The following is a 25,343-nucleotide window of genomic DNA, read 5'->3' as shown; positions in this document are numbered from 1 at the left end:
GCCGCTGGTGCTTTGCCCGGATCATGTCGCCGTTGCAGGAAAGTGCACTCCCTGGCGCTCCTGGGCGGTCTCGGGTTGACTGGGCACCACGACGCCAAATGGGCCGGTTCGTCCGTCGAGCCGGTCAACTGGCCTTTCGGGGAGGCAATGAAGTGATCTCTCGACGTGCGGTGCTGCGCGGTTCTGCGAGTACAGCGGTGGCGATGGCGGCCGGGATCGTGGCGGCGGGGTCGGGCGCGACCTCGGCCAGCGCCGCCTCGGCCGGCCCGCGTGCGGTGCCGACCACTCTCGCCGCGAACCGGGGTCGGTTGGCCAGTCGTACGGTCGTGACGGCGCCGAAGCTGCCGCTGACCCATCTGTCGGTGGCGCACACCGGCGAGTCGGCCGCGGTCCGACTGCGTACCGCCGCCGGCTGGGGGCAGTGGCGGGAACTGGGCGGATGTGCCGGTGGGCGGGACGGCTCCCCGGCCGCCGGTTACCGTTCCAGCGTGGTGGTGGCGGCCGGTGCCACCGCCTACGAGGTGCAGGCGAAGGACGGCTCGACCGTCTCCACGGTGGAACTGAACACCGTCGACGGCCCGCTCCGGACGGTCGCCGCGCCGGTGCGCAACGCTCTGCCGCTGCCGTCGGGCGCAACGTTGCCGTTCTATCTCTCCCGGGGCACCTGGGATGCCGACGAGTCGCTGCGTTTCGCCGCCGACGGCAGCGAGGTGTGGCCGGGCCAGTTCATCCCCGTACAGACTCTCACCGTGCACCACACCGGACTGACCGAGCACAACGGTGACCCCGACCCGGCGGCCACCGTACGCGCGATCTACTACGACCAGTGTGTCCTGCAGGGGTGGGGAGACATCGGTTACCACCTGTTGATCGATGAGCAGGGACGGGTCTACGAGGGCCGGTACTCCGGGTCGGACGCCATCCCGGTGTACGGGTCGGCACTCGGTGACGATCGTCGACCGCTCATGGTCAACGCGGCGCACGTCGGCGGGTTCAACGCGGGCAACGTCGGTGTCTGCCTGCTCGGCCGCTTCTCCACCGGGCAGCCCACCGCGGCGGCGCACCGGTCGCTGGTGCTCGTCCTGGCGGCGTTGAGCGCTCTGGGTCGGCTGAACCCGACCGCCCGGACCACCTATGTCAATCCGCTGAGCGGGGTCAGCGGTGAGGTGAACGTGATTTCGGGTCACCGGGACTGGGCCAGCATCGGCGCGGACCCCACCGAGTGTCCCGGTGACGCGTTCTATCCCTACCTCGGCAAACTGCGCAGGGAGGTCGCCGCGCTCTACCGCTGAGCGGACGAGCGCGGCCCGGCTCGCCGAGCGCCGTGCACCAGGTCAGCTGAACCTGTGCACGGCCTCGGTGAGGAAGTCGCCGAGAGCTTCGGGGGAGTCGATGGTGAGGTCGGCGGCGGTGGAGACCTCGGCGCCGGTCTCGGGGTTGGCGACGGCGACGCAGACCCCGAAGAAGTCGGGGTGGGTCTCCTCGCGGGCCCGCAGGGCCGCGAAGGCCTTGATGTCGGAGACGTCGTCGCCGAAATACCAGGCGCAGCCGGCGCCCTGGACGGCTTCGCCGATCACCATGCCCTTGTCCCGGTCGACGGGCGGCTTGATCTCGATGACCATCCGTCCGATCTGAACCCGTAGACCCCGCCGTTCGGCCTGTTCCCGGCCCCAGGTCTCGACGGCCTGGGCGAGTTGGGGCGCGGTGCGGTAGTGCAGGGCGACGGAGAGGCGCTTGTACTCGACCAGGGCGCCGGCCGGTAGTTCGTCGCGGGCCTGCTGGGCGAGCTCGGCCATGGTCGGCACCCAGGGCAGCGCCGCCTCTTCGGTGACGGTCTCACCGGAGCCGTGGCTGTGTTCCAGCCCGTAGAGCCCGTAAAGGTCGACGTCGGTCAGCCCGACGAAGTGGTCGCGGAGGAACTCGACCGGTCGGGCCGACACGATGGCTACCCGTTGGACCACGCTGGCCAGGGCGTCGAGGGCCGCGAGCACCTTCGGCGCCGGTTGCACGGCGGTCGGGTCGTCGTGGACCGGCGCCAGTGTGCCGTCGAAGTCGAAGAACAGCACACACTGCCCGGCCCGGCCGGTGGTGGCCTGCCAGGCCTGTTCCGCTGTCAGGGGACGGGGCGGGCGCTGATTACCCGTGTTGATCGGCCGCACGGGCGTCAGCGTACCCCGGTCGTTACCGTTCTAGATGGCGTCTGTCTGAACCTTCAGTCGTCGCCCCCGAGCATGGCTCGGCGGCTGTGTAGCCGGGGCCCGATCGGCACCACCGAAGGGTCGGGGTGGCTGAGCAGGTAACCCTCGACGAATCCGGTGTTGCGGTCGCCGGTGTGGCTGTCTAGTTCGTTCAGGCGGGCGATGAGGAATTCGGTGAGCGCGGTGACGCGCTCGTTGAGGCGCTCGTGCAGGTCTGCGACCACGGCAAGTACGGTCGCGACGCCGGTGGCGGTGAGGGCGATCATGTTCACCACGACCGGAAGTTCTGCGCCATTGACCGTGCCGAGCACGACGTTGGCGGTCACGCACAGTGTCACTGACACGGCCGCGACCATGACTGCCATCCATTTCAGGGTCATGGCTAGACCCCTCCTTCTGTCCCGCAGGGCTGGGTTCGGCTTTGTCCCGTCCCCCCGCCGACGACGAGCCCAAGCAGTACGAAAAGGCACGTTAGCGCGCGTATTCAGGTGCTGGTGCGGTACGCATGAGAAGCATGGTGATTCTTGCGCCATATGAGGAACTAGCCTGCTCGTTTGCCCCCTTTTCGGACATCTACTGGCAAGGTGGGCCGGTAGGCCAGATATCTGATTGTCTCCCTGATGTGAAATTTCTCCGCCTCGGAGACGTTTGGATCCACCAGTCGGCGGAGCAGCGCCTCGACGTCCGGGTCCATCGGCGGAGTGGGTGGCGCGGTTCGCGTCGAGGTGGCGCGGTCCCAGCCGAGCACCCCGAAGGCGGTGGTCGGATTGAGGCCGAGCCCCTCACAGAACGCGACGACCCGTTCCGCCTCGGGGTCGCTGGCCCACTCGCCGCGTACCCACCTGTTGATGGTCTGGCGGGAGACGCCGGTCCGCCGGGAAACCTCCGTGCCGGTCCAGGCGCGGTTGGCGCGGGCGTCGTCGAGGGCCTTGCGTACGAAGGCGGCGAAGGCAATCTTGCGCCCGTGGGCACTGTCCGGCACGCGGTGACGGTACGGCCAGTCGGCCGATTCTGTCGGGGGTGGTGCCTCTGTGTGCCGCGCACGTGACAACTGGGCGGGTATTCCGGTAAACGACTTACTGCTCGTGTTGAGGGGTATCACGTGGTCAGACTAGTGGTACGCAGGTCTGGGGGTAATCAGACGAAAAGATGATACTGTCACGTACGTGGGACGATCTAACGTGTGTCACGTGCTTGAGACCATCTGTGCTCACGTGGGTCACTTCCTCGTGACAGGAGGGATTCGGTGACCGAACTCGCGACCCGTGCCCAGGCGTTCGGTCTGATCGCCGACGGGGTGGCGGCCGGACTCAGCGCCCCGTGGCGGCTGTATCTGGCGCGCGGGTGCCGCTATCTCTCGCTCAACGTCGGTGACCGGGCCGAATGGAACTCGTGGCGTACGCATCTCGGGTGTCCCGAGTTGAGTGTGCGGGTGTACGACGCCGGCGGCGAGATCCGCCGGGCCTCCGTCGCCGAGGTCGTGCTCGACGGCTGCCGGATCAGCGTCGAGCTGGTCGAAGAGGTGAGCACCGACGATCTGGACCGGCTGCTCATCACGGATCCCACCCCGACCGAGTCGGAGGACTCATGAACGGGCCAGGCACACAGGTCGGAGTGATCCGATGAGTCCCTTCTTCGCGGTCTTCCTGGTACTCCTGCTGGGCTCGTCCAGCTACGCCGCCGGCCGGCTGCACGGACAGCTCAGCTACCGGATCGGTTACCGCTTCGGCTACCGGCAGGGCTACTTCGACGGTGACCGGGGGGCGTGGAACCGCCGTCGGCGTGAAGCCCAGGCCGCCATCGCCTCGGTGCTGGCGGGACCGCCGACCGGCCCCTCCGCCACCGGCCCTGACCCGTCCGGGACGGACCAGGGCACGACCTACACGGGTGCTTCTTTCGCGGGGACCGCGACCAACGGCGGACGGCATTCCACCGACGCGTACGCCGGCCGGAACGTTTAGCCGGTGACGCGGTGGAGTGAGCGGTCTCCTGCGATCACGGTGCGTCGTCCGCGGCGGACACGCACCGTCGGGATCACGTCAGACCGGTGACGGTGATCCCACCGGCCGGGGTGCGCGCAGGGGGCATGCATCCCGGCCGGTCTCCGTGCCGCCGGGCCGGGGGTCGGTCGAGACCTCCGGCCCGGCGGGCCGGATGCGCTCGGTGATCACGGGCCGCCCGACCCACCCGAAGCGTCGTAGCCAGGTGTAACGGGCGTCGGGGAACGGCAGCCGGATGGTGGCGAGATGCATTCGGTATGCCCTAGCCGCGTGAGCATCCGACAGCTAGCGTCTAGACATGGCGAGGGGTCATCCCACGCCAGCCGGACGGCCTGGAGCTTTCGCGTACTGATCCATGGGGCCCGCATCCGACCCCGTGGTTCCGGGCACCGGACGAGGCGGAACGCGGGCGGACCGGGTGCACGCCCGCCGGAGCAGCCTGTGACGACTCGCCGTACCAACTCCAGGGCCGACCAGGACCCGGGCGCGACTCCCGCGACCGGGCGTGCCAGAGGCGGACGGAGGGCCAGCACGGCCCCGTCCGCCGGTCCGGAGCCCGCACCAGCCGGCCGTGCCTACGTGCTGGACACCTCGGTGTTGCTCTCCGACCCAGCCGCTTTCCACCGGTTCGCCGAGCACGAGGTGGTGCTCCCGCTGGTGGTGATCTCCGAACTCGAAGGGAAGCGACACCATCCGGAGCTCGGCTGGTTCGCCCGCCAAGCCCTGCGCATGCTCGACGAACTGCGGATCAAGCATGGCCGGCTGGATCAGCCGGTGCCCACCAACGATCTCGGCGGCACGCTGCGGGTCGAGCTGAACCACGCCGACGACTCGGTGCTCCCACCCGGGTTCCGGAACGAGTCCAACGACACCCGGATCCTCTCCGTCGCCCTCAACCTGGCGGCCGAGGGCCGCGAGGTCATCCTGGTCAGCAAGGACATGCCGCTGCGGGTCAAGGCCGCTTCCGTCGGCCTCACCGCGGACGAGTACCGGCATGGCCAGGCCAGCGACCCGACCTGGACCGGAATGGCCGAGTTGGAGCTGGGCGAGGAACAGATCAAGCAGCTGTACGGGGGCGAGCCGCTGGATCTCGACGAGGCGGCCGGTATGCCGTGCCACACCGGGTTGGTGCTGCACTCGCCCCGTGGCTCGGCGCTCGGCCGGGTCGGGCCGGACAAGTCCGTACGGCTGGTCCGTGGCGATCGGGAGGCGTTCGGGCTGCGGGGCCGCTCGGCGGAGCAGCGGATCGCGCTGGATCTCCTGCTGGACGAGTCGATCGGGATCGTCTCGCTGGGGGGTCGGGCCGGAACCGGAAAGTCCGCCCTGGCGCTCTGTGCCGGGCTGGAGGCGGTGATGGAACGCCGTCGGCACAAGAAGGTGATCGTGTTCCGGCCGCTCTACGCGGTCGGTGGCCAGGAGTTGGGCTACCTGCCCGGGTCCGAGTCGGAGAAGATGTCGCCCTGGGCGCAGGCGGTCTTCGACACCCTCGGCGCGGTGGTGCACGAGAACGTCATGGACGAGGTGCTGGCGCGCGGGATGCTGGAGGTGCTGCCGCTCACCCACATCCGTGGCCGGAGCCTGCACGACGCCTTTGTCATCGTGGACGAGGCGCAGTCGCTGGAGCGCGGGGTGCTGCTCACCGTGTTGTCCCGGGTGGGACAGGGATCGCGGGTGGTGCTCACCCACGATGTCGCCCAGCGCGACAACCTGCGGGTCGGCCGGCATGACGGCGTCACGGCGGTGATCGAGGCACTCAAGGGTCATCCGCTCTTCGCGCACGTGACCCTGACCCGTTCGGAGCGGTCGCCGATCGCGGAAGTGGTCACCGATCTCCTGGAGGACATCCCGCTGTAGTAGCACCTACTGGGGCTATTCGACTGGTTTGTGCCGGTATTTTGAGTGGCACAAGTCACAATCGCCGTCGTTGGTTTCCCAGCCGACTCACTGTGCGCGATGGTGTGCTTCGAGCAACTGCTGCCTCACGGACATCGTCGAAGATCGGTTTCCAAGGGCAAATGGTGCGGACGATCACGAGTCGTCCGTAACAGCGGTCCGGTCGGACCGAGTGCTCGCGGCGCGGAAAGCACCGGCCCCGCACGGGTTGGTTCGCGCCGGTCCTTGTCCCCGACGAAGGGAACACTTCGTGAGTCGGCTGTGGAGCCGCTACGGCGTCCGGACGCTCGCGGTCTCAATGCTGCTGGTGGGTGTTGCTGGTGGCTATTTCCTGGGTGAAGACCGGGAAACCCAACAGAGCGGAATCGACGCCCAACTCGTCGCTGACGCCGAGCGCGCCGAGTTCCAATTGCTGCGTGAGCGCAACGCCGCGCACAAGCAGGCGATGGCGGCACAGGTGGCCGCCGAGCAGGAAGCCACCCGTAAGGCCGCCGAGACCGCCAAGGCGGCCGCTGAGCGGGCCCGCAAGGCCGACGCGGCGGCGGATCGGAAGAAGCGTGAGCAGCGGGCGGCCAACGCGCCGGCCAAGCCGTACGACGGTCCGATCCCGGATTCGTGCAACGAGTACAGCGGCAACCGCGCGGTCGGCTGTGCGCTCATGCTCGAAGCCGGCTTCCCGATTGCCGAGATGCCCTGCCTGGAGAAGCTCTGGACCAAGGAGAGCGGCTGGAACCCCAAGGCGAGCAATCCCTCTGGTGCGTACGGCATCCCGCAGGCCAAGCCCGGCAGCAAGATGAGCGCGTACGGCGCGGACTGGCAGAACAGTGCGGCCACCCAGATCAAGTGGGGCCTGAGCTACATCAAGGGGCGGTACAAGACGCCCTGTGGGGCGTGGACCTACTTCCAGAACAACGGCTACTACTGAGGCTCGACCGGCCTCGCCGACCGAGGGGGACGGACGAGGGTCCGTACCCCTCGGTCTTTTTTGTCCGGCGCGCGGCCGGCGTGGCGGCGACCGGTGTGACGAGTCGGGTGGCGGTTACGGGCGATAGCTGATAGCTACTTGAGGGGTGACATTCGATTCCCGTAGCGGCGGCGACCCGTACCGGTTCGGCAGCGACGCCTTCTACGCCGCCCTCGGCCGCGCGTTCGTGGCCATGTGCGCGGTCGTGCCGGTGCTCTTCGCCATCGAGGGGTTCGACTACTGGCTGGACGCGGGGCTGGACGGCACGGCCGGGATCATCCCGCACCGGATCGACGGGCTGGACGGGATCTTCTTCGCGCCCTTCCTCCACCACGGCTTCAACCACCTCTACAGCAACAGCGTGCCGTTGATCCTGCTCGGCACGTTCGTGCTGGCGGCTGGCGCCCGGCGCTTCCTCTACTCCACCCTGGTGATCATGTTCGTGAGTGGGCTGGGGGTCTGGTTCACCGGCTCGGCGAACTCGGTCGTGGTGGGAGCCAGCGGGATCATCTTCGGCTACCTGGGCCTGCTGCTCATGCGCGGCATCGTCGAGCGGAGCTGGTGGAACTTCGCGGTGGTGCTGCTGGTCGGTCTGCTCTACGGCGGGCAGCTGTTCGGGGTGCTCCCCACCGACGAGCCGATCTCCTGGCAGGGGCACCTGTTCGGGCTGATCGGAGGGCTGGTGGCGGCGATCCTGTTCCGGCGCCGCCCACAACGCGACGCGTACTCCTCCGCCCCGACCCTCACGCTGCCCTGACGGCCGGACCCCGGCAGCGCCGCCGAGGTCGGCTGGCGAATCCGGCATGGGACGTGTCTTGCCTCCACAACGTCGCGCCGCCTACGGTCGGAATCAGCAGATGTTGATCCGTAGGCGGAAGGCGACGGTGAGCACATGCGTGAGGTCGATGTCGCCATAATCGGAGCCGGCCCGACCGGACTCTTCGCCGCCTACTACGCCGGGTTCCGGGGCCTCTCCGTCGCCGTCATCGATGCGCTTCCCGAGCCCGGTGGCCAGGTGACCGCCATGTATCCGGAGAAGGTCATCTACGACGTGGCCGGGTTCCCGTCGATCAAAGGCCGGGACCTGGTCGCGAACCTGGTGGTCCAGGCCGCCACGTTCAACCCCGAATATCTGCTCGGCGTCCGCGCCGAGAAGCTCTCGTACCAGTCCGGCAAGCCGGTGCTGAGTCTCACCGGGGGCACCGAACTGGCCTGCGGCTCGGTGCTGATCACCGGCGGCCTCGGCAGTTTCACCCCCCGTCCGCTCCCGGCGGCGGACAGCTTCGTCGGCAGCGGCATCGTCTTCTTCGTACCGCACCTGGCCGACCTGGCCGGTCAGGATGTGCTGATCATCGGAGGTGGGGACTCGGCCTTCGACTGGGCGCAGGCACTGGCTCCACTGGCAGCCTCGATCACGCTGGTGCACCGACGGGAGAAGTTCCGGGCGCACGCCGCGACCGTGGAGCGGGTCCGCAAGCTGCCCGTACGCGTCGTCGTCAACGCCGAGGTGACCAGGATCCACGGCGACGGTGCGGTCACCGGCGCGGAGATCGTGGTCAAGGGTGGGAGCGCCGAGACGGTGCCGGTCGACACCGTGGTCGCCGCACTCGGCTTCACCGCTGACCTCGGGCCGCTCGCCGAGTGGGGACTGAACCTCGACAAGCGGCACATCCTGGTCGACAGCACGATGGCCACCAACCTGCCCCGGGTCTTCGCCGCCGGTGACATCACCGAGTACAAGGGCAAGGTCCGGCTGATCGCGACCGGCTTCGGTGAGGCGGCGACCGCCGTGAACAACGCGGCGGTGGTCATCGACCCCGCCGCCCACCTCTTTCCCGGACACTCTTCCGACGCCGGCTGACCATCGCCGCCGCGCCCTGCCGCCGCACCCGCCGCCACCCGCGCCGCCGCCTGGTTAGGAAGGGCCCCTTCCACCACCGGAAACGATAGGAAGGGGCCCTTCCTCAACTCTTCTGTCGGGCGGCGACGAGGACGGCGGCCAGGGTGAGGGCCGCGCCGAGCAGGGTGAACGGGCCCGGCCCGCTGGCGCCACCGGGAGCGGCCACGTCGATCACCACCGCGCCGACCACCTGGCCGGCGATCGTCGCCAGACCGAGCAGGAGTACGCCGGTGAAGCGGACCAGGGCGGCCGCGATCGCGATGAACAGGATGCCGATCGGGCCGCCGAGATAGAGCCAGGGCTCGGTGGGGAGCGCGCCGGTCGGCCAGCCGCGTACCGCCAGGCTCACGGCGAACGCGACGAGCAGCGCCGCCAGACCGACCGCGAAGTTGACCAGGGTGGCGGTCAGCACGCTGCCGGAGGCTGCCCGTACCCGCCCGTTGACCGCCTGCTGCCAGGCCAGGCCCAAGCCGGCCAGGAGCGGCAGCAGGGCCAGGGCGAGTCCGGCCGGGTCGTTCGGACCGTCGCCGACAGCGAGGAAGACCGCCGGTACGGTGAGCGCCGCGCCGGCGAGTCGGGTGGCGGTGACGCGTTGCCGGCCGCCCGGACCGATACCGGCCCGGTCGACCACCAGGCTGCTCGCCGACTGCCCGGCGACCACGGCGACGGTGAAGATCGCCACGCCGAGCCGGCCGACGGTCAGCCCCTGGTTGGCCACCATGAACGCGCCGCAGGCGCCGCCGAAACACTGCCAGGGGCGCAACGACCCGTCTCGCAGGGCGGAGCGGAACACCCCGAGGTGGCGCCGCCCGGTGGAGCTGCCGAAGGCCAGCGCGACGAGCGCGACCAGCCCGATGCCGAAGGAGATCACCGCTGCGGCGATGCCGTCGTGCAGGCGTACGCCGAGTTCGCCGTTGATCCGGGACTGCACCGCGACCGCGCTGCCGGAGACGACGGCGAGGCCGACGGCCCCGGCCCGGCGCGCGGTCGGGGTGATTTTCGCGGTGGTACCCGTGTCGAGCAGGCTCATTCCTGCTCGGCCAGGGGACGACCGTCGTAGTCGACGGCCGAGTAGAGGTTGAGCTTCTCCAACCGGTGGTAGGAGTCGATCACGCGGATCGTGCCGCTCTTGGAGCGCATCACGATCGACTGCGTGTACGCGCCGCCGGAGCGGTAGCTCACGCCGCGCAGCAGGTCGCCCGAGGTGACGCCGGTGGCGACGAAGAAGCAGTTGTCCCCGGTGACCAGGTCGTCGGTGTGCAGCACCCGGTCGAGGTCGTGTCCGGCGGCCAGCGCCTTCGCCCGTTCGTCGGCGTCCTGGGGCCAGAGCTTCGCCTGCATCGCCCCGCCCATGCACTTGAGCGCGCAGGCGGCGATGATGCCCTCGGGGGTGCCGCCGATTCCCATCAGCACGTCGACTCCGGACTCGCCCCGGGCCGCCGCGATGGCACCGGCGATGTCGCCGTCGGAGATGAACCTGATGCCGGCGCCGGTCCGGCGAATGTCCTTGACCAGTCTTTCGTGCCGGGGTCGGTCGAGGACGCAGACGGTGACATCGGAGATGTCGGTGTCCTTCACCTCGGCGATCCGGCGCAGGTTGTCGGCCACTCCGGCGTTGATGTCGATCGCGTCCGCGTACGCCGGGCCGACCGCGATCTTCTCCATGTAGAAGACAGCGCTCGGGTCGAACATCGCGCCGCGTTCGGCGACCGCGAGTACGGCGAGCGCGTTCGGCATGCCCTTGCTCATCAGAGTGGTGCCGTCCACCGGGTCGACCGCCACGTCGACCTCGGGGCCGGTCCCGTCGCCGACCACCTCGCCGTTGAAGAGCATCGGCGCGTTGTCCTTCTCGCCCTCGCCGATCACCACGACCCCGCGCATCGGAATCGAGTTGATCAGCTTGCGCATGGCGTCGACGGCTGCGCCGTCCCCGCCCTCCTTGTCGCCTCGGCCGACCCAGCGACCGGCGGCCATGGCCGCCGCCTCGGTCACCCGGACCAGGTCGAGAGCGAGGTTGCGGTCAAGATCCTGGGGGATGCGGGTCCTGGTGATGGTCATGGCGGGGCTCCTCCTCGCGACGGTGCGGGGTGAACCGGCGGAAGGCCAAGCCTGCCACCGGCCATGTCATTAGATCCTGACACGCTTGCGAACGTAGATCAGGTTCGGTCGCGGGTGGTCCAGGTCGCAGCAGTCGGAACGGCTGTCAAACTGGTTACGTGGACTCCGCTGCGCCTGTTGACCGCGATTCGAACGACGGCACCCGAAACGACCGTACCCAGAGTGACCCTGGACCGTGCGCCCTCGGGGCAACTGACCTCACTCCGGGTGACCGTGACCCGGCTGACTCCGACGCCAGCGAGGCGGCTGCGACGGCGGAGGTGGTAGCCGCCGCGACCCGCTCGGAGCGCTCGCCGAAGGACATGGCGATCTCCCTGCTGGTGCTCCTGATCCCGATCGCGCTGTTGGTCGGGTTCTATCGGGTCTTCCTCGGCGGTGACCAGCCGGCCGAGATCGATCCGGCGCCGACCGTGGCCCAGGCCCGGTCGATCAACGCCTTCCCGGTGAGCGAGCCGGTCGGCCTGGCCGACGGTTGGCAGAGCGTGACCGCCAATCTCCAGCGCCCAGAGGGGGCCGTAACCCTGCGTCTGGGATACCTGAGCCCGAATGGCGGGGCCGTACAGGTGGTGCAGAGCAACCTGCCGGCCGAGCGGCTGTTGCCGACCGAACTGACCCCCAAGGGGCAACCGCAGGGCGCGACCGAGGTCGACGGGCGGAACTGGCAGCGCTACACCGCGCGGGCGAGCGAACGGGCCCTGGTGCTGATGGAGCCGGGGCGAACAGTGATCGTGGTCGGTTCGGCCCGGGAGAGCGAGCTGCGTGACCTCGCCGGGGCGCTCGGCTAGCGAACGAGGCCGGATCGGGCAAGGGCGGGCCTGGATCGGGGCGAGGGTGGGCCTGACGGGTGACCCAGAGGCGGTCATCAATGAGCTGGGTGCTCACGACGGTCGTTGGTGCCCCGACCGACCCGTCGGCTGCCGTCGAACTTATGGCAGATATCCGCGAGTTTTATGTAATACTTAAGGGTTATCTGCGAGGGATGTCCAGGCGTTAGGCTACGGCCTTCAGTCAGCGGCGTATTGACGCCGGAGACATCCTGAAGGGGATTCCACGTGAGAATTCGGCGCTCGAGCGTCACCGTTCTCGTCAGCGCAGCTTTGCTCGTCCCCGGAATCGCCGCGTGCGAGCCAGGGGGCGCCAAACCCGTCGCGTCGCAGGGTCCGGCCACCTCCACCGACGCGAAGGCGGCCCTGCTCGCCTCCACCCTGGAGATCGCCAAGGGCAACTTCAGCTTCGCCATCTCCAGCGACAGCACCCGTGGCGAGGGTGTGGTCCACCTGCCGAGCCGGAGTGCCCGAATGAAGATGACCTTCGGTGCTGCCGGCAGCTCAATGGCGATGGACATGATCTACATCGGCACCGACGGCTGGGCCAAGATCGAGGGGGACGGACTGGAGGCGGTGCCCGGACTCGGGCTGCTCGCCACCGGGAAGTACCACCACCTCGACAAGAGCAGGATCGAGGGCCTCGCGCTGCTGGACTTCGACTTCGAGGACGTCGACCCGGCCGGAGCCGCCGCGCTCACCCAGGCCGTCGTCGACGTACGCGAGACCACCGACGATGTCTTCACCGGCAACATCGACCTGACCAAGGCGACCGATGCGAGCCTGGTCGGCGGCTCGATCGTGAAGGATCTCGGCCCCGCCGCGGCCAAGCTGCCGTTCGAGGCGAAGGTCGACGCCCAGGGCCGGCTCACCCAGTTGACCATCAAGGTGCCCGCGGCCGGGGCGACCGCCGCCCAGGAACTCCAGGTCAGCTACTCCGACTACGGCGCAGCCCCGGCTCCGAAGGCGCCGCCGGCCGACCAGGTCGTCGAGGCGCCGGCCGAACTGTACGAACTGCTCAAGTAGGACTACGAACCGCTCAGGCAGGCAGTGATCGACCCCGGACCCGGGAGATCAGGCGGGTGTCCCGCCCTCCCGGGCCCGCCGGGCCGCGTCGATCCGGTCCCGGGCGCCGTCCAACCAGCGCTGGCAGATCTCAGCCAGCCGTTCGCCGCGCTCCCAGAGCGCCAGGGACTCCTCCAGCGACGTCCCGCCGGTCTCCAACCGCTCCACCACCGAGGCCAGTTCGGCCCGGGCCTGCTCGTAGCTGAGCCGCTCGTCCGGTCCGGCGGTGCGCTTCTGCTCGTCAGTCATCGTGTCCCATCTCGGTACGTACGGATCAGGCGTCCACGGTCGCGGTCAGCTCACCGTCGGCGAGACGGATCCGAAGCTGGTCGCCCGCGCCCACCTCGCCCGCCGCGCGTACCACCTGCTCGTCGGAGCGCTGCACGATGGCGTACCCGCGTTCGAGGGTGGCGGCCGGGGAGAGCGCGCGGAGCCGGGCCACCGTCTGGCGCAGTTCCCCGCCGGCGGTGGTCAGCCGGTGGTCGAGGCAGCGCCCGGCCCGGTCCCGCAGCGCCCCGGTCTCGGCCGTCCGCTGGTCGATCATGACCTCCGGGCGGGCGAGCACAGGTCGGGACCGCAGCCCGTCGAGCCGGTGCGACTCCCGGTCGACCAGTCCGCGTACGGCCCGGTCGAGCCGGTTCCGGGCCTGGCCGATCAGCCGCTGTTCCTCGGCCAGATCCGGCACGATCCGTTTCGCCGCGTCGGTGGGTGTGGAGGCGCGCAGATCGGCGACGTAGTCGACCAGCGGCGCGTCGCTCTCGTGCCCGATCGCGCTGACCACCGGCGTACGGCAGCCGAAGACGGCCCGGCAGAGCGCCTCGTCGGAGAAGGGGAGCAGATCCTCCACCCCGCCTCCGCCCCGGGCCAGCACAATCACGTCCACGCTCTCGTCCGCGTCGAGTACGCGCAGCGCGTCGATGATCTGCGGCACCGCCGTCGGCCCCTGAACGGCGACGTTGATGGTCCGGAAGTCCACCGCGGGCCAGCGGCGCTGGGTGTTGAGCAGAACGTCCCGTTCCGCGGCCGAGGCGCGGCCGGTGATCAGCCCGACCCGGTTCGGCAGGAACGGGAGCCGCCGCTTACGGGCCCGGTCGAAGAGTCCCTCGGCGGCGAGCAGCTTCTTCAGCTTCTCCAGCCGGGCCAGCAGCTCGCCGAGCCCCACCTGGCGGATCTCGTCGGCCCGCAGGCTGAGGGTGCCGCGCCCGGCGTAGAACTCGGGCTTCGCGTGCAGCACCACCCGGGCGCCCTCGGCGAGTTCGGGCGCGCCCGCGTCGAGCACGTCCCGGCTGGCGGTCACGGTGAGGCTGAGGTCGGCCGACGGGTCACGGAGGGTGAGGAAGACGGTGGCCGCACCCGGACGGCGGCTGATCTGGGCAACCTGGCCGTCGACCCAGACCCAGCCGAGCTTGGCGATCCAGGCACTCACCTTCTGGCTGACCACCCGAACCGGCCACGGCTCTTCGGGGGTGCTGCGCCCGGCGGCGGCCTCGGTCATCCGGTCAGCCTACGGTGGGCCGCGCGGTCCGCCGGTCCGCCCCGCCCCACCCGTACGCGCCCGGCGGGTGCTGCGCCGGTCCGCTGCGCCGGTCGGCTGCGCCACCCACTGTGCCGGCCCGCTGCCCCGGCCCGGATCGGCACGTAGACTGACCGTGTGATCGAGGCTGAGGCGACTCCCGAGACCCGCAAGCGTGTGCTGCTGGCCAAGCCGCGCGGTTACTGTGCCGGCGTCGACCGGGCGGTGCAGACCGTCGAGGAGGCGCTCAAGCTCTATGGCGCGCCGATCTACGTACGCAAGCAGATCGTGCACAACAAGCATGTCGTCTCGACCCTGGAGCAGCAGGGAGCGATCTTCGTCGAGGAGAACGAGGAGGTCCCCGAGGGGGCCACCGTGATCTTCTCCGCGCACGGCGTCGCGCCCGAGGTGTACGTGCAGGCCAAGGAGCGGTCGCTGCGCGCGATCGACGCGACCTGCCCGTTGGTCACCAAGGTGCACCACGAGGCGCGGCGGTTCGCGGCCGACGACTACGACATCCTGCTCATCGGCCACGAGGGCCACGAGGAGGTCATCGGTACCGCTGGCGAGGCGCCCGCGCACATCCAGCTGGTCGACGGGCCGGACAGCGTCGACCAGGTGACCGTGCGGGACCCGTCGAAGGTCGTCTGGCTCTCCCAGACGACGCTCTCGGTGGACGAGACGATGGAGACGGTGGCCCGACTCAAGCAGCGGCTGCCACTGCTCCAGTCGCCGCCCAGCGACGACATCTGCTACGCCACCTCGAACCGTCAGCACGTGGTCAAGCAGATCGCCGCCGACTGCGACGTGGTGATCGTGGTCGGCTCGCGCAACTCGTCCAACTCGATCCGTCTGGTCGAGGTCGCCGTCGACGCGGGTGCCCGGGCCGGCTACCTGGTCGACTACGCCTCGGAGATCTCCGACGAGTGGCTGGCCGGTGCCACCACCGTCGGGTTGACCTCGGGTGCCAGCGTTCCGGACGAGCTCGTCATGCAGGTCCTGGACCACCTCGCCGAGCGGGGTTTCACCGATGTGGCCGAGGTGACCACCGCCGACGAGCGGCTCACCTTCTCGCTGCCGCAGGAGCTCAAGCGCGACATGAAGGCCGCGGCCGCGGCCCGGTCCGTGCAGGCCGCCGCGCTCGCCGCCAGCGCCGGCAACGGCTGAGCGGGCACCCGGTGCCGCCCGGCGAGCACGGCGAGCGGATCCCGTCCCGCCCGGGGCGGGATGCCGCACGTGGTCCCGTACCGGCGCGGTGGAACGTACGGGCCGGTGCCGCCGTCGGAGGACGTATGAAGTCGATTCGGATCGGGCTCCCCGCGGTGGCGCTCTGCGTGGTTCTCGGCGCCTGCGGCGAGTCCGCGACCCCACCCTCGGTCAACCCCTCAGGAGGACCGTCGTTGTCTACCGTCAAGCCCAGTGACCCGAACGCCGAACCGCCGCTGCCGCCGGCCAACTCGACCGCCCCGGCCAGCCCGCGCCGCCCCAGCCCGGGTTGGTCGCCGGGTGGATCGGCCCCGACCGGCACGTTCACCGTCACCGGCGTGATCACGCAGGGGGTAGAGCCCAACTGCATGTTGATCGACAACTATCTGCTCATCGGCGGGCCGCGCGAGCAGTTACGCGCCGGTGCCCGGGTGACCGTGACCGGGCGGCTCCAGCCCGGTCTGATGACCACCTGCCAGCAGGGCACACCGTTGGTGGTGGAGAGCGCCAAACCAGCCTGACCGCTCGGCACCACCGGATCGAAACGTGGAGCCCGCCCCCAACCGGGGACGGGCTCCACGCTTTTGCCGTACTGGTGGTTAGTTGACCGAGCCGATCGCCACGTTGCCGCTGCCGACGACCGCGCCCTCGTTGGTCACGATCTTGAGCTCACCGAAGAGCTGCCGGCCGGCCGGCGGTGCGCTCAGCACCGTGACCGCGCCGGTGACACTGCCGGTGGAACCGTTCTTCGGCAGGTTCACCCAGGCGCCCGACGACGAGATGTTGCCCAGCGCGGCCGAGTAGAACACGTCCCGGTAGTCGTACGCGGTGGAGCCGGTGGGTACGGCGTACCCGTCGATCTCCACCGTGTAGACGCCCGCGGCCGGGTTCACCAGAGCCACCGCCTCTTCCGAGTCCCCGTCGGCGGCCTGCCCGACAAGCGTGCCGTTGCGGTACACGAAGAGGTCCAGGTCGGCGGCCGGGTCACTGGTGTTGCCGATCGCGACGTCGAGACGGGTGGCACCGGCCGGTACCGCCACCTCGAAGGTCTGCACCTCGTGGTTGGCGATGGTCGGACGCTCCGACACGACGCTACCGAGCGCGCCGCCCTGACCGGAGACCGTGACCGGGCCGTAGGTGTTGCTCAGCGACCAGGTGACCGGGGTCGGCTGACCAGCGGTGACGTTGGGCAGTTCGACCACGGACGGCTGCACCGCGACACCCTGGATCCGGGCCTGCAGCGCGAACGGGTTCTCCAGCAGGCCGGAGGTACGCCGCGACTCCACCTCGATCTCCCAGACACCCGGGACCGGGTTCTCGTACGACCGCTCCTCCGGCTTGCAGACGGCCGGGTCGGAGAAGTTGGTGAAGCAGTTCAGGCTCGAGGTGCTCTCGACCGGAACACCGTACGGGCTGTTCGCGATGAAGCGGGTCTGCGAGCCCGGGGCGATCCCGGTGAGGTTGACCTGCAACGCCGCCGCGCCCTCCGGCACGGTGACGAAGAAGGACTTGGAGAGGTTGCGGTCGACCGTGCCGCTGGTGGTGAAGTCGAAGTTCGGCTTCGTCGGCACGTTGGAGATGACGACCGTGTTGAGGAACGCGAAGTCGACGATCGAGGTGGCCGGGTCGTCCACCTGCATGATCGCGCTGTGCGAGCCGTAGCCGGCCCGTGCCTCGACGGTGAAGGTCACGGTCTTGTTCAGCGGCAGGATCAGGTTCTTCGGGGCGTTGCGGAAGGTGCCGTCGTTGCCGACCCAGCGGACGGTGTGCTTGATGTCCTTCTTGGCACCGGTGGTCCGGGTGACCTTGACCGTGTACTTCTTGGCCACGTCCGGCCGCTGGCCGCCCTCGGTCACCGCGCAGCTGTTGTAGATGCCGGCACCCTTGCCCGGCGTCACCAGGAAGTCGGCGAACGGGGTGCAGACCGGCGCGGCGGTCTCGTAGCCGCGCACCTCGAAGCCGCCGGCGAGCAGGTCCCAGGCGCCCGGCACATTGAACATGCCGTTGCCCTGGCCCTCCGCGCCGACTCCGTCGATCCAGGTGGCCGACGAGTAGATCGCCTTGCGGAGCTTCTCCGGGGCGGCGTCCTTGCCGGTGGCCTTTGCCGCCGAGAGCAGCAGCGCCGCGGCGCCGGTCGCCTGCGGCGAGGACATCGAGGTGCCGTTGATCATCTGGATGCCCGGCGGGAGCTGGTAGCCGGCCTCGGCCACCGGGATGCCCGGCTGCCACACCGGCGTGGTCGACAGCGCCGACCCCGGTGCGGTGATGCTCGGCTTGAACGCACCGTCCTCACGCGGGCCACGGGAGGAGAAGTTGAACAGCTGGTACGGCGTACGGGTGACCGAGCCGTAGTTGGCCAGGTAGGTCTCCTGGCTGATGCCGGCCGCGACGCTGACCGCGTCGGTCGCGGTGGACGGGTCGCCGAGGGTGTTCACACCCGGGCCGCTGTTGCCGGCCGAGATGAACAGCTGGACGCCGTAGTCGCGGATCAGGTTGTCGTAGAGCCGGGCGCGGGCGTTGTTGCCGTCGTTCAGCGCCGGGAGGCCACCGATCGACAGGTTGACCACGTCGACGCCACGGTTGACGACCAGTTCGACCATGCCGTCGCTGAGTGCGGCGGCGGTGCAGCCACCGCCCCAGGAGCAGGCGCGGGCGGAGACCAGCTTGGCGCCGGGGGCGGCGCCGTCGAAGTTGGCGTTGCCCAGCATGTCGTTGGCTGCGGTGATGCCGGCGACGTGCGAGCCGTGCTCGTCCTCGATGATGCCGATGTTGACGAAGTCGGCGACGCCGGGCAGGCCGGCGGGGGTGGTGTCGACGTCCTCGCGGTACTCGACCACGAACGGTATCTGGTCCCGTACGGCGGTGGCCGGGTTGTCGGTGCCGAAGTGTCCGATGTCGTAGCGCTCGCCGTACGGGCGCATCACCGGGTCGTCGTTGAAGTCGCGGTTCTGGTTGGCGTCGACCCTGATGTCGTGGCTCACCGGGTCGTAGAGGACACCGAACGCGTCGGTGGTGTCGCCGTCACGGTTGACGTCACCGCCCGGGGAACTCGCGGTGGTGATGTTCTCCGAGAACCGGTTGATCTTGTACGTGCCCGCCGGGGCGGTCCAGCTCGTGCCGCCGTAGTTGAAGGCCGGGCCGGTGACGTCGGTGAGCATGGCCCGCCAGGTGCCGTCACTGTCGAACAGCGGGTCGGTGGCGGTGAACCAGTCGACGATCTTGCGTTCGCCGGTGGTGGTGGTCTGCAGCGCCGGGTTGTCCAGGTCGACGCCGGAGTCCATGATGCCGATGGTCACCCCCCGCCCGTCCCACTCGGGGTGTGCCTGCTTGAAGGCGACCGCGCCGGTCTCGCTGGTCGGCATGTACGGGTTGACGGCGGGCGTGTCCGCGCCCGGCCCGCTCACCGCGACAGTTGCCTTGGCGCCCGCCTTCACCGGCTCCGGCTTCGGCAGCTGGATCGTCTCGTTCAGGTCGAGGGCCGCGACGCCGGGCAGCTTGGCCGCCTTGAGCACGGCGCTGGTGGGAATCCGGGCGCGGACGTAGCCGACACCATCCACCTGCTTGCCGATGACGCCGCCGAGCTTCTTCAGCTCAGCCGCGACGTCGTTGGCCTCGCCCTTGTCCGTCACCACGATTACCGTGACGTCCTGTTCGCGGTTGGCCTCGGCCTTGGCGAGCAGTTCGAGATCGTGGGAACCCAACGTGTCCGTGGGGGTCCCCTTGAGAACGTCGGCTTCGGTCGACGGGTTGGCACCGGCGGTTGTCACACCACCCGTCAGTGTCATGGCGCCCGCCGCCACGACTGACGCGAGGAGGCCGGCGGAGGTACGCCGACTCCAGGTACGGGGTTTGCTCACGTTCTCTTCCTCCAGAGAACAGGGCCCTTAGAAACAGGGCACGTGTGAGCGCATCTTTCGCGTCTGGTCGATCCCTGTCACTAGTCCAGAGTCCGTTGTGACCAGCCCGTGATATTGACCGCATCTGATTCACATATTTGTATGTTACATTCCGCTACTCTGCGTGAGATTCGTGTTGGCCGTTATCGGTCAGCTCGGGCGCCTGCAAATGCCGGGTGGTGAGCTCGACCTGAGCCGGCGCGGCCAACTCGTCACCGGACACACCAAGGTCGGCCAACTTGCGCGCGCTCACCAGCACCCGCGACTCCAGGGAGCCCACCGCGCGGTTGTAAGCGGTCACCGCTCCGCCCAGCGAACTGCCGAGCTTCGCCACGTGTTCACCCAGAGTGGACAGTCGTCCGTAGAGTTCCCGGGCCAGCGTGTGCACCGCCACCGCATTGCGGGCGAGTGCCTCCTGACGCCAGGCATATGCCACCGTACGGAGCAGGGCGACCAGGGTGGCCGGGGTGGCGAGCACGATGTTGCGGGTGAAGGCGTGCTCCATCAGGGTCGGGTCCCGCTGCAGCGCGACGTCGAGGAACGGGTCGGCCGGAACGAAGAGCACCACGAACTCCGGTGTCTGCGCGAACGCCGACCAGTACGCCTTGGCCGACAGGGCGTCCACGTGGGCCCGCAGGTGCCGGGCGTGGTTGTCCAGGTGCGCGTCCCGCCCGCGCTCGTCCCGTGCCTCCATCGCGGTCAGGTACGCCTCGAACGGCGCCTTCGCGTCGACCACCACCGACCGGCCGCCGTGCAGTCGGACCACCAGGTCGGGGCGGACCACCTGCTGGTCCGTGGCGGCGGTGACCTGCTCGGCGAAGTCGCAGTGCTCCAGCAGGCCGGCGGCCTCGACGATCCGGCGCAACTGGTGCTCACCCCACCGGCCCCGGACCTGGGGTGCCCGCAGCGCCGCGACGAGCTGTTTTGTCTCCGTACGCAGCTCGCCGGAGACCGCGCCCATCGACCGCACCTGCTCCCGCAGTTCGGCGTACGCGTCGACCCGGTCGCGCTCCAGTTCCGCCACCCGCTGCTCGTACCGGCGCAGGGTCTCGTGCAGTGGAGCCACCGCCCGGGCCACCGCCTCCTGGGACTGCGCTGTCGCCTCGTAGGAGAGCGCCCGCATCGACTGCTCCAGCCGTCCCTCGCCGTCCCGGGTGGCGCGCAGGGTCGCGTCCAGTCGGGCGATCTCGGTGGCCGAGCGGGCGCGGGCGGCGAGCCAGCCCAGCGCGCCACCGGCGCTGAGACAGACGAGCACCACGAGCACCGTCGAGACTCCCACGCCGCTGAGCATGCCAAACGTGTACGACACCGGTGTGACCTGGATCGCCGGTAAGGCGGACCGGTTGGCTGGCGGAGCTACCGTCGTACGCATGGTGTGGGTCTTGGTTCTGCTGGTTCTGCTGGTCGGCGGCGTCACCTGGTGGCGGCGGGAGACCACTGCCCGGCAGGTGCGTGAGCTGGCCGACGCGCGGGCCGACGCGGTGCGTTGGTACGAGCGGCTGGGCGGTCAGGTGCTGGGTCTGCGGGGCGACGAGCCGGCGGTCCGGCAGGCGCTCAGCGACGCCGGGGAGCGCTACAACGCGGCCGGTGGTCAACTGGAGCAGGCCCGCTCCGCCAAGCAGTACGAACTTGCCCGGGAGACCGCGCTGGAGGGGTTGGCGTACGTCCGCGCCGCCCGGGTCGCGCTCGGCATCGACCCCGGCCCCGAGTTGCCGCCGCTGGCCGCCTCCCGAGGCGCCGGGTCGATCACCCGGGAGCGGGAGGTCAACGTCCAGGGGCAGGTGTTCCGGGCCGGACCGCAGCCGGGCGCCGGCACGCCCTACTACTACCCGGGCGGTCGCTACCAGGGCCGGCCGGTCCCCTCCGGCTGGTATTCCACCCCTTGGTGGAAGACCGGCCTGGCGGCCGGGGCCGGCGTGGTCGGCGGCATGTTGATCGCCGACGCGCTCTTTTCGCCCGCCTTCGCCGACCCCGGGTACGGCTACGACGCCGGCTACCAGGAGGGCTTCGCCGACGGGGCCGACGGGGCCGACGCCGGTGACGCCGGTGCGGCCGGCGACGGTGGTGCCGACTACACCGACGTCGGGTATGGCGGTGGCAGCGACTACAGCGCCGCCGACTACTCGGCGGACTCCGGCTTCGGTGCTGCCGACTCCAGCGACTGGTCCGGCGGCGACTGGGGCGGTGGCGGCGACTTCGGCGGCGGCGACTGGGGTGGCGGCGACTTCGGTGGCGGCGACTTCTAGCGCGCACTCCCGGGCAGCGGGTTGATCATGAAGTTGGTGCGCCCTTTGGGGCGTGGAATCCCCGTCAACTTCATGATCGACGCAGGTGGTTCGGGCTAGCCCGCCCGGCGATGGTAGGGCTGGCGGGATGGTCGGAGCGCGCCGAACGGGGCAGAGTCGGCAGGGTGAGCGCAGACATCCACACCGTGACGCCATCCCGGCCCGGATCGGCCACCAGTTGGCTCGGCAGCTTTGCCGCGGCCGCGCTGGCGGTGGCCGCGGTCACCGTGATCGCGCAGTCGATCGACCGGTTCCACTGGTGGGCCGGATTCATCCTGGTCCCCGGCGCCCTGATCAGTGCGACCGGAGGACCGTTGCTGGCCCGAGGCGGTGGCCGGGCCTTCGCCGGGTACCTGGTGGCCTGCGTCGGCGGGCTGGTCTTCGCGGTCGGTGCGTTGCTGATGCTCGGCGTGATGGGCCGGGGCTGGCCATTCATGATCATCCTGCCGTCGCTGGCGATCGCCGGCACCTACGGCTGGCACCCGGCACACCCGCTCGCCCGCGCCGCACACCGTACGGTGGCGATGCTCGCGCTCGGCGGGGCCGCGCTCGGGGTCACCTTCCTGCTGTTGCGCAACGGACGGATCGAATTCGGCCATACCGACTGGTGGGGCGGGTTCATGATGCTGGCCGGAGTGATCGTCTTTCTGAACGCGGTGGAGTTGACCCGGCACCGGATCGCGTACCGGTTGCAGGCGATCACCCTGCTCCTCGGGCCCGCCGTGGTTACCTTCCTGCTCGGGCTGCGGTTCCTGCGCGGCGACTGGCCGTACTGACCGTCCGCAGCGTGCCGCAGAGCGCCCGCAGCGTTAGGAAGGGCCCCTTCCTATACAAAAAGCGATAACAAGGGGCCCTTCCTTACACCTCAGAAGGCGGAGGCGATGACCAGTTCGGGGGCGCGGTCGGGAAGGAAGTCGAGCTTGGCGATCCGGCCGGCCGATCGCAGGTCGTCACCGACCAGCGCCAGTTTCTCCAGCACCTCCGCCGGGCCGAGCGCCTCGGCGAGTGGCACGTCGGTACGCATGGAGAGCTTCCGGTCCGACTTGGCCCTGCGCACCTGGGTCAGCGCCGCCCCGGCGAGCCGGAGCAACTCCGGGTCCCCGTCCCGGGCCGCCTGACTCAGCTCGTACGTGGTCGGCCAGGGCGCCTGGTGCACCGAGCCGTACCGCCACCAGGACCAGACCTCCTCGGTCACGTACGGCAGGAACGGGGCGAAGAGCCGCAACTGGGCCGAGAGTGCGGTGGCGAGCGCCGCCCGGGCCGAGTCGGCACCCGGACCGGAACCGTACGCCCGTTCCTTCACCAACTCGATGTAGTCGTCGCAGAAGGTCCAGAAGAACGACTCGGTGGCCTGGAGGGCGGCGGTGTGGTCGTAGTCGTCGAAGGCGGCGGTGGCGGTGCCGACCACCGTGCTGAGCCCGGCGAGCATGGCCCGGTCCAGCGGCTCGGTGACCTCGGCCCGCAACGCGTCCGCCGCGCCCAGCCCGAGCGCGAACTTGGAGGCGTTGAGCAGCTTGGTGGCGAGCCGCCGGCCGACCTTGATCTGCGCCGGGTCGAAGGCAAGGTCCGTGCCGGGTCGTCCGTTCGCCGCCCAGTAGCGCACGGCGTCCGCGCCGCTGGACTCCAGCAGCGACATCGGGGTGACCACGTTCCCCTTGGACTTGGACATCTTCTTCCGGTCCGGGTCGAGGATCCAGCCGGAGAGGACCGCGTCCCGCCACGGCAGCACGCCGTGTTCCAGGTGCGCGCGGACCACCGAGGAGAAGAGCCAGGTACGGATGATCTCCTGCCCCTGCGGGCGCAGGTCCATCGGAAAGACCCGGGCGAACAGGTCCGGATCGGTCTCCCAGCCGCCGACGATCTGCGGGGTGAGTGACGAGGTCGCCCAGGTGTCCATGACATCCGGGTCGGCGGTGAAACCACCGGGTTGGCCGCGCTGGGCCTCGTCGAAACCCGGCGGCACGTCGCTGGATGGGTCAACGGGGAGCGCGGACTCGTCCGGCGTGAGAGGGTGGTCGTAGTCCGGCTCGCCAGCGTTGTCGAGCCGGTACCAGACCGGGATCGGCACCCCGAAGAAACGTTGCCGGCTCACCAGCCAGTCGCCGGTCAGGCCGCCCACCCAGTGTTCGTACCGGTGCCGCATGTGCGCCGGCACCCAGTTGAGATCGGTGCCCCGCGCCAGCAGTTCCGCCCGAAGCTCGGGATCCCGGCCGCCGTTGCGCAGGTACCACTGCCGGCTGGAAATGATCTCCAGTGGGCTGTCGCCCCGCTCGTAGAACTTCACCGGATGCGTGATCGGTTTCGGTTCCCCGATCAGGTCGCCGCCGGCGGCGAGCATGGCCACCAGTTCGCGGCGGGCCGCGTTCACCGTTTTGCCGGCGAGCGGCGCGTACGCCACCGGGTCCACCCCGGGAGGCGGTTCCGGCAGCAGTCGACCGGTCCGGCCGATCACCACCCGGGTCTCCAGGTGCAGGTCCCGCCACCAGGTGACGTCGCTCAGGTCGCCGAAGGTGCAGACCATCACCAGGCCGGTGCCCTTGGTCGGCTCGGCCAGCGGGTGCGCGTGCACCGGCACCTCGACGCCGAAGACCGGGGTCCGCACGGTGCCGCCGACCAGGTGCGCGTACCGGTCGTCGTCCGGGTGGCAGACCAGGGCGACGCAGGCCGGCAGCAGCTCCGGCCGGGTCGTCTCGATCTCCACGAAACCGCCGACCACGTTCTCGTCCCCGGCGATGCCGGGGGCGGCGACCGCGAACCGGAGCCGGTGGTACGCCCCCGGCCGCTCCCGGTCCTCCAGTTCCGCCTGGGCGACCGCGGTGGCGAACCCGACGTCCCAGAGCGTCGGAGCCTCCGCCTGGTACGCCTCGCCCCGCGCCAGGTTCCGCAGGAACGCCCGCTGCGACGTCGCCTGGGCGTGCGCCCCGATCGTGGTGTACGTCAGCGACCAGTCCACCGAGAGCCCGAGCCGCCGCCAGAGCGCCTCGAAGACCAGCTCGTCCTCACCTGTCAGCAGCGTGCACAACTCGACGAAGTTGCGCCGGGAGATCGGGATCGGGTTTTTCCGCGCGTCGTCGCTGACCGGGGCGGCCGGCGGCCGCCAGTCCGGGTCGTACCGCAGCGCCGGCTCACAGCGCACGCCGTACACGTTCTGCACCCGGCGCTCGGTGGGCAGGCCGTTGTCGTCCCAGCCCATCGGGTAGAAGACGGTCCGGCCGCGCATCCGCTGGAACCGGGCCACCGTGTCGGTGTGGGTGTACGAGAAGACGTGCCCCATGTGCAGCTCACCGGATACGGTCGGTGGCGGGGTGTCGATCGCGTACACGCTCGCCCGATCCTTGGACCGGTCAAACGCGTACGTGCCCTCCTCCTGCCAACGGCGCGACCAGGTCTCCTCGAGTCCGTCCAGGGTGGGACGCTCGGGGACACCGGCGCGCGGGTTCTTCGCCGTATCCGTCATGACCCGATGCTACCGAGCCCTCGA

At 69.9% G+C, this 25,343-nt stretch carries 23 protein-coding genes; 13 read left to right on the top strand and 10 right to left on the bottom strand.

What is annotated here, in order from left to right; translation table 11 throughout:
* The first annotated feature begins 152 nt into the window (after positions 1-152).
* Positions 153-1,292, top strand: coding sequence for a peptidoglycan recognition protein family protein (locus BDK92_RS14190; protein ID WP_147457004.1), 1,140 nt, complete (start codon positions 153-155; stop codon positions 1,290-1,292).
* A gap of 42 nt (positions 1,293-1,334) precedes the next feature.
* Here BDK92_RS14190 and otsB read toward each other — a convergent pair whose 3' ends face one another.
* The 3 genes from otsB to BDK92_RS14175 all read right to left on the bottom strand — a co-directional run bounded on the left by otsB (position 1,335) and on the right by BDK92_RS14175 (position 3,180).
* On the bottom strand, positions 1,335-2,159 hold the full coding sequence (gene otsB / locus BDK92_RS14185; RefSeq protein ID WP_121157144.1) for a trehalose-phosphatase: 825 nt from the start codon (positions 2,157-2,159) through the stop codon (positions 1,335-1,337).
* 53 nt (positions 2,160-2,212) lie between these two features.
* Complete coding sequence (locus tag BDK92_RS14180) at positions 2,213-2,578, bottom strand: hypothetical protein (RefSeq protein ID WP_121157143.1); 366 nt, start codon at positions 2,576-2,578, stop codon at positions 2,213-2,215.
* 161 nt (positions 2,579-2,739) lie between these two features.
* Entirely contained in the window at positions 2,740-3,180 is a 441-nt protein-coding gene (locus BDK92_RS14175) for an XRE family transcriptional regulator (RefSeq protein ID WP_121157142.1), read from the bottom strand.
* 264 nt (positions 3,181-3,444) lie between these two features.
* Between BDK92_RS14175 and BDK92_RS14170 the strand changes: the two genes are divergently transcribed.
* The 6 genes from BDK92_RS14170 to BDK92_RS14140 all read left to right on the top strand — a co-directional run bounded on the left by BDK92_RS14170 (position 3,445) and on the right by BDK92_RS14140 (position 8,916).
* Positions 3,445-3,789, top strand: coding sequence for a hypothetical protein (locus tag BDK92_RS14170; protein WP_121157141.1), 345 nt, complete (start codon positions 3,445-3,447; stop codon positions 3,787-3,789).
* Positions 3,790-3,820: 31 nt separating this feature from the next.
* Positions 3,821-4,159, top strand: coding sequence for a hypothetical protein (locus BDK92_RS14165; RefSeq protein WP_121157140.1), 339 nt, complete (start codon positions 3,821-3,823; stop codon positions 4,157-4,159).
* A gap of 480 nt (positions 4,160-4,639) precedes the next feature.
* Positions 4,640-6,052 carry an RNA 5'-3' helicase PhoH2 gene (gene phoH2 / locus BDK92_RS14155; RefSeq protein ID WP_121157138.1) on the top strand — a complete coding sequence of 471 codons (1,413 nt, stop codon included), beginning with the start codon at positions 4,640-4,642 and terminating at the stop codon, positions 6,050-6,052.
* Between the two features lie 289 nt (positions 6,053-6,341).
* Positions 6,342-7,016 (top strand): aggregation-promoting factor C-terminal-like domain-containing protein, encoded by a 675-nt coding sequence (locus BDK92_RS14150; protein WP_121157137.1) that lies wholly within the window; start codon positions 6,342-6,344, stop codon positions 7,014-7,016.
* 145 nt (positions 7,017-7,161) lie between these two features.
* Complete coding sequence (locus BDK92_RS14145) at positions 7,162-7,812, top strand: rhomboid family intramembrane serine protease (RefSeq protein WP_121157136.1); 651 nt, start codon at positions 7,162-7,164, stop codon at positions 7,810-7,812.
* A 135-nt stretch (positions 7,813-7,947) separates the two neighbouring features.
* Positions 7,948-8,916, top strand: a complete 969-nt coding sequence (locus BDK92_RS14140) for an NAD(P)/FAD-dependent oxidoreductase (RefSeq protein WP_121157135.1) — start codon at positions 7,948-7,950, stop codon at positions 8,914-8,916.
* Positions 8,917-9,019: 103 nt separating this feature from the next.
* Here BDK92_RS14140 and BDK92_RS14135 read toward each other — a convergent pair whose 3' ends face one another.
* Together BDK92_RS14135 and glpX are read right to left on the bottom strand one after the other, a co-directional pair.
* Entirely contained in the window at positions 9,020-9,985 is a 966-nt protein-coding gene (locus tag BDK92_RS14135) for a DMT family transporter (RefSeq protein WP_121157134.1), read from the bottom strand.
* Positions 9,982-11,013, bottom strand: coding sequence for a class II fructose-bisphosphatase (gene glpX, locus BDK92_RS14130; protein WP_121157133.1), 1,032 nt, complete (start codon positions 11,011-11,013; stop codon positions 9,982-9,984). Before glpX ends, BDK92_RS14135 begins: the two co-directional genes overlap by 4 nt.
* 158 nt (positions 11,014-11,171) lie before the next feature.
* On the opposite strand from glpX, the gene BDK92_RS14125 reads away from it, so the two are divergent.
* On the top strand, positions 11,172-11,858 hold the full coding sequence (locus BDK92_RS14125; protein ID WP_121157132.1) for a DUF4245 domain-containing protein: 687 nt from the start codon (positions 11,172-11,174) through the stop codon (positions 11,856-11,858).
* A 267-nt stretch (positions 11,859-12,125) separates the two neighbouring features.
* The gene (locus BDK92_RS14120) at positions 12,126-12,923 is read left to right on the top strand and encodes a hypothetical protein (protein WP_121157131.1); all 798 of its coding nucleotides are present in this window, start codon (positions 12,126-12,128) and stop codon (positions 12,921-12,923) included.
* A 48-nt stretch (positions 12,924-12,971) separates the two neighbouring features.
* Here BDK92_RS14120 and BDK92_RS14115 read toward each other — a convergent pair whose 3' ends face one another.
* Together BDK92_RS14115 and xseA are read right to left on the bottom strand one after the other, a co-directional pair.
* On the bottom strand, positions 12,972-13,211 hold the full coding sequence (locus BDK92_RS14115) for an exodeoxyribonuclease VII small subunit (protein WP_121157130.1): 240 nt from the start codon (positions 13,209-13,211) through the stop codon (positions 12,972-12,974).
* A gap of 25 nt (positions 13,212-13,236) precedes the next feature.
* Positions 13,237-14,457: an exodeoxyribonuclease VII large subunit gene (gene xseA, locus BDK92_RS14110; RefSeq protein ID WP_121157129.1), complete on the bottom strand. Its 1,221-nt coding sequence runs from the start codon at positions 14,455-14,457 to the stop codon at positions 13,237-13,239.
* 156 nt (positions 14,458-14,613) lie between these two features.
* Between xseA and BDK92_RS14105 the strand changes: the two genes are divergently transcribed.
* Positions 14,614-15,642 (top strand): 4-hydroxy-3-methylbut-2-enyl diphosphate reductase, encoded by a 1,029-nt coding sequence (locus BDK92_RS14105; protein WP_121157128.1) that lies wholly within the window; start codon positions 14,614-14,616, stop codon positions 15,640-15,642.
* A gap of 125 nt (positions 15,643-15,767) precedes the next feature.
* Entirely contained in the window at positions 15,768-16,202 is a 435-nt protein-coding gene (locus tag BDK92_RS14100; protein ID WP_121157127.1) for a hypothetical protein, read from the top strand.
* 78 nt (positions 16,203-16,280) lie between these two features.
* Here BDK92_RS14100 and BDK92_RS14095 read toward each other — a convergent pair whose 3' ends face one another.
* The gene (locus BDK92_RS14095; protein WP_121157126.1) at positions 16,281-19,538 is read right to left on the bottom strand and encodes a S8 family serine peptidase; all 3,258 of its coding nucleotides are present in this window, start codon (positions 19,536-19,538) and stop codon (positions 16,281-16,283) included.
* Positions 19,539-19,692: 154 nt separating this feature from the next.
* Positions 19,693-20,856, bottom strand: a complete 1,164-nt coding sequence (locus tag BDK92_RS14090; protein WP_425462231.1) for a DNA recombination protein RmuC — start codon at positions 20,854-20,856, stop codon at positions 19,693-19,695.
* Between the two features lie 91 nt (positions 20,857-20,947).
* Between BDK92_RS14090 and BDK92_RS14085 the strand changes: the two genes are divergently transcribed.
* Both BDK92_RS14085 and BDK92_RS14080 read left to right on the top strand, forming a co-directional pair.
* Positions 20,948-21,823, top strand: coding sequence for a hypothetical protein (locus tag BDK92_RS14085; RefSeq protein ID WP_121162111.1), 876 nt, complete (start codon positions 20,948-20,950; stop codon positions 21,821-21,823).
* A 164-nt stretch (positions 21,824-21,987) separates the two neighbouring features.
* A complete protein-coding gene (locus tag BDK92_RS14080) occupies positions 21,988-22,638 on the top strand; it encodes a hypothetical protein (protein ID WP_121157124.1) in 651 nt (216 codons plus the stop codon).
* An 89-nt stretch (positions 22,639-22,727) separates the two neighbouring features.
* On the opposite strand, the gene valS is transcribed toward BDK92_RS14080, so the two are convergent.
* The gene (gene valS / locus BDK92_RS14075; RefSeq protein WP_121157123.1) at positions 22,728-25,319 is read right to left on the bottom strand and encodes a valine--tRNA ligase; all 2,592 of its coding nucleotides are present in this window, start codon (positions 25,317-25,319) and stop codon (positions 22,728-22,730) included.
* Between the last annotated feature and the right edge of the window lie 24 nt (positions 25,320-25,343).

The organism is Micromonospora pisi, from assembly GCF_003633685.1.
Taxonomy (GTDB): Bacteria; Actinomycetota; Actinomycetes; order Mycobacteriales; family Micromonosporaceae; genus Micromonospora_G; species Micromonospora_G pisi.
This window is presented reverse-complemented; position numbering and strand designations above follow the sequence as displayed.

Excerpts from the sequence above, each read along its gene's own strand:
- BDK92_RS14180 (WP_121157143.1), bottom strand. The coding sequence starts at position 2,578 with ATGACCCTGAAATGGATGGCAGTCATGGTCGCGGCCGTGTCAGTGACA.
- BDK92_RS14165 (WP_121157140.1), top strand. The coding sequence starts at position 3,821 with ATGAGTCCCTTCTTCGCGGTCTTCCTGGTACTCCTGCTGGGCTCGTCC.
- BDK92_RS14140 (WP_121157135.1), top strand. The coding sequence starts at position 7,948 with ATGCGTGAGGTCGATGTCGCCATAATCGGAGCCGGCCCGACCGGACTC.
- BDK92_RS14135 (WP_121157134.1), bottom strand. The coding sequence starts at position 9,985 with ATGAGCCTGCTCGACACGGGTACCACCGCGAAAATCACCCCGACCGCG.
- glpX (WP_121157133.1), bottom strand. The coding sequence starts at position 11,013 with ATGACCATCACCAGGACCCGCATCCCCCAGGATCTTGACCGCAACCTC.
- BDK92_RS14115 (WP_121157130.1), bottom strand. The coding sequence starts at position 13,211 with ATGACTGACGAGCAGAAGCGCACCGCCGGACCGGACGAGCGGCTCAGC.
- xseA (WP_121157129.1), bottom strand. The coding sequence starts at position 14,457 with ATGACCGAGGCCGCCGCCGGGCGCAGCACCCCCGAAGAGCCGTGGCCG.
- BDK92_RS14100 (WP_121157127.1), top strand. The coding sequence starts at position 15,768 with ATGAAGTCGATTCGGATCGGGCTCCCCGCGGTGGCGCTCTGCGTGGTT.
- BDK92_RS14085 (WP_121162111.1), top strand. The coding sequence starts at position 20,948 with ATGGTGTGGGTCTTGGTTCTGCTGGTTCTGCTGGTCGGCGGCGTCACC.
- valS (WP_121157123.1), bottom strand. The coding sequence starts at position 25,319 with ATGACGGATACGGCGAAGAACCCGCGCGCCGGTGTCCCCGAGCGTCCC.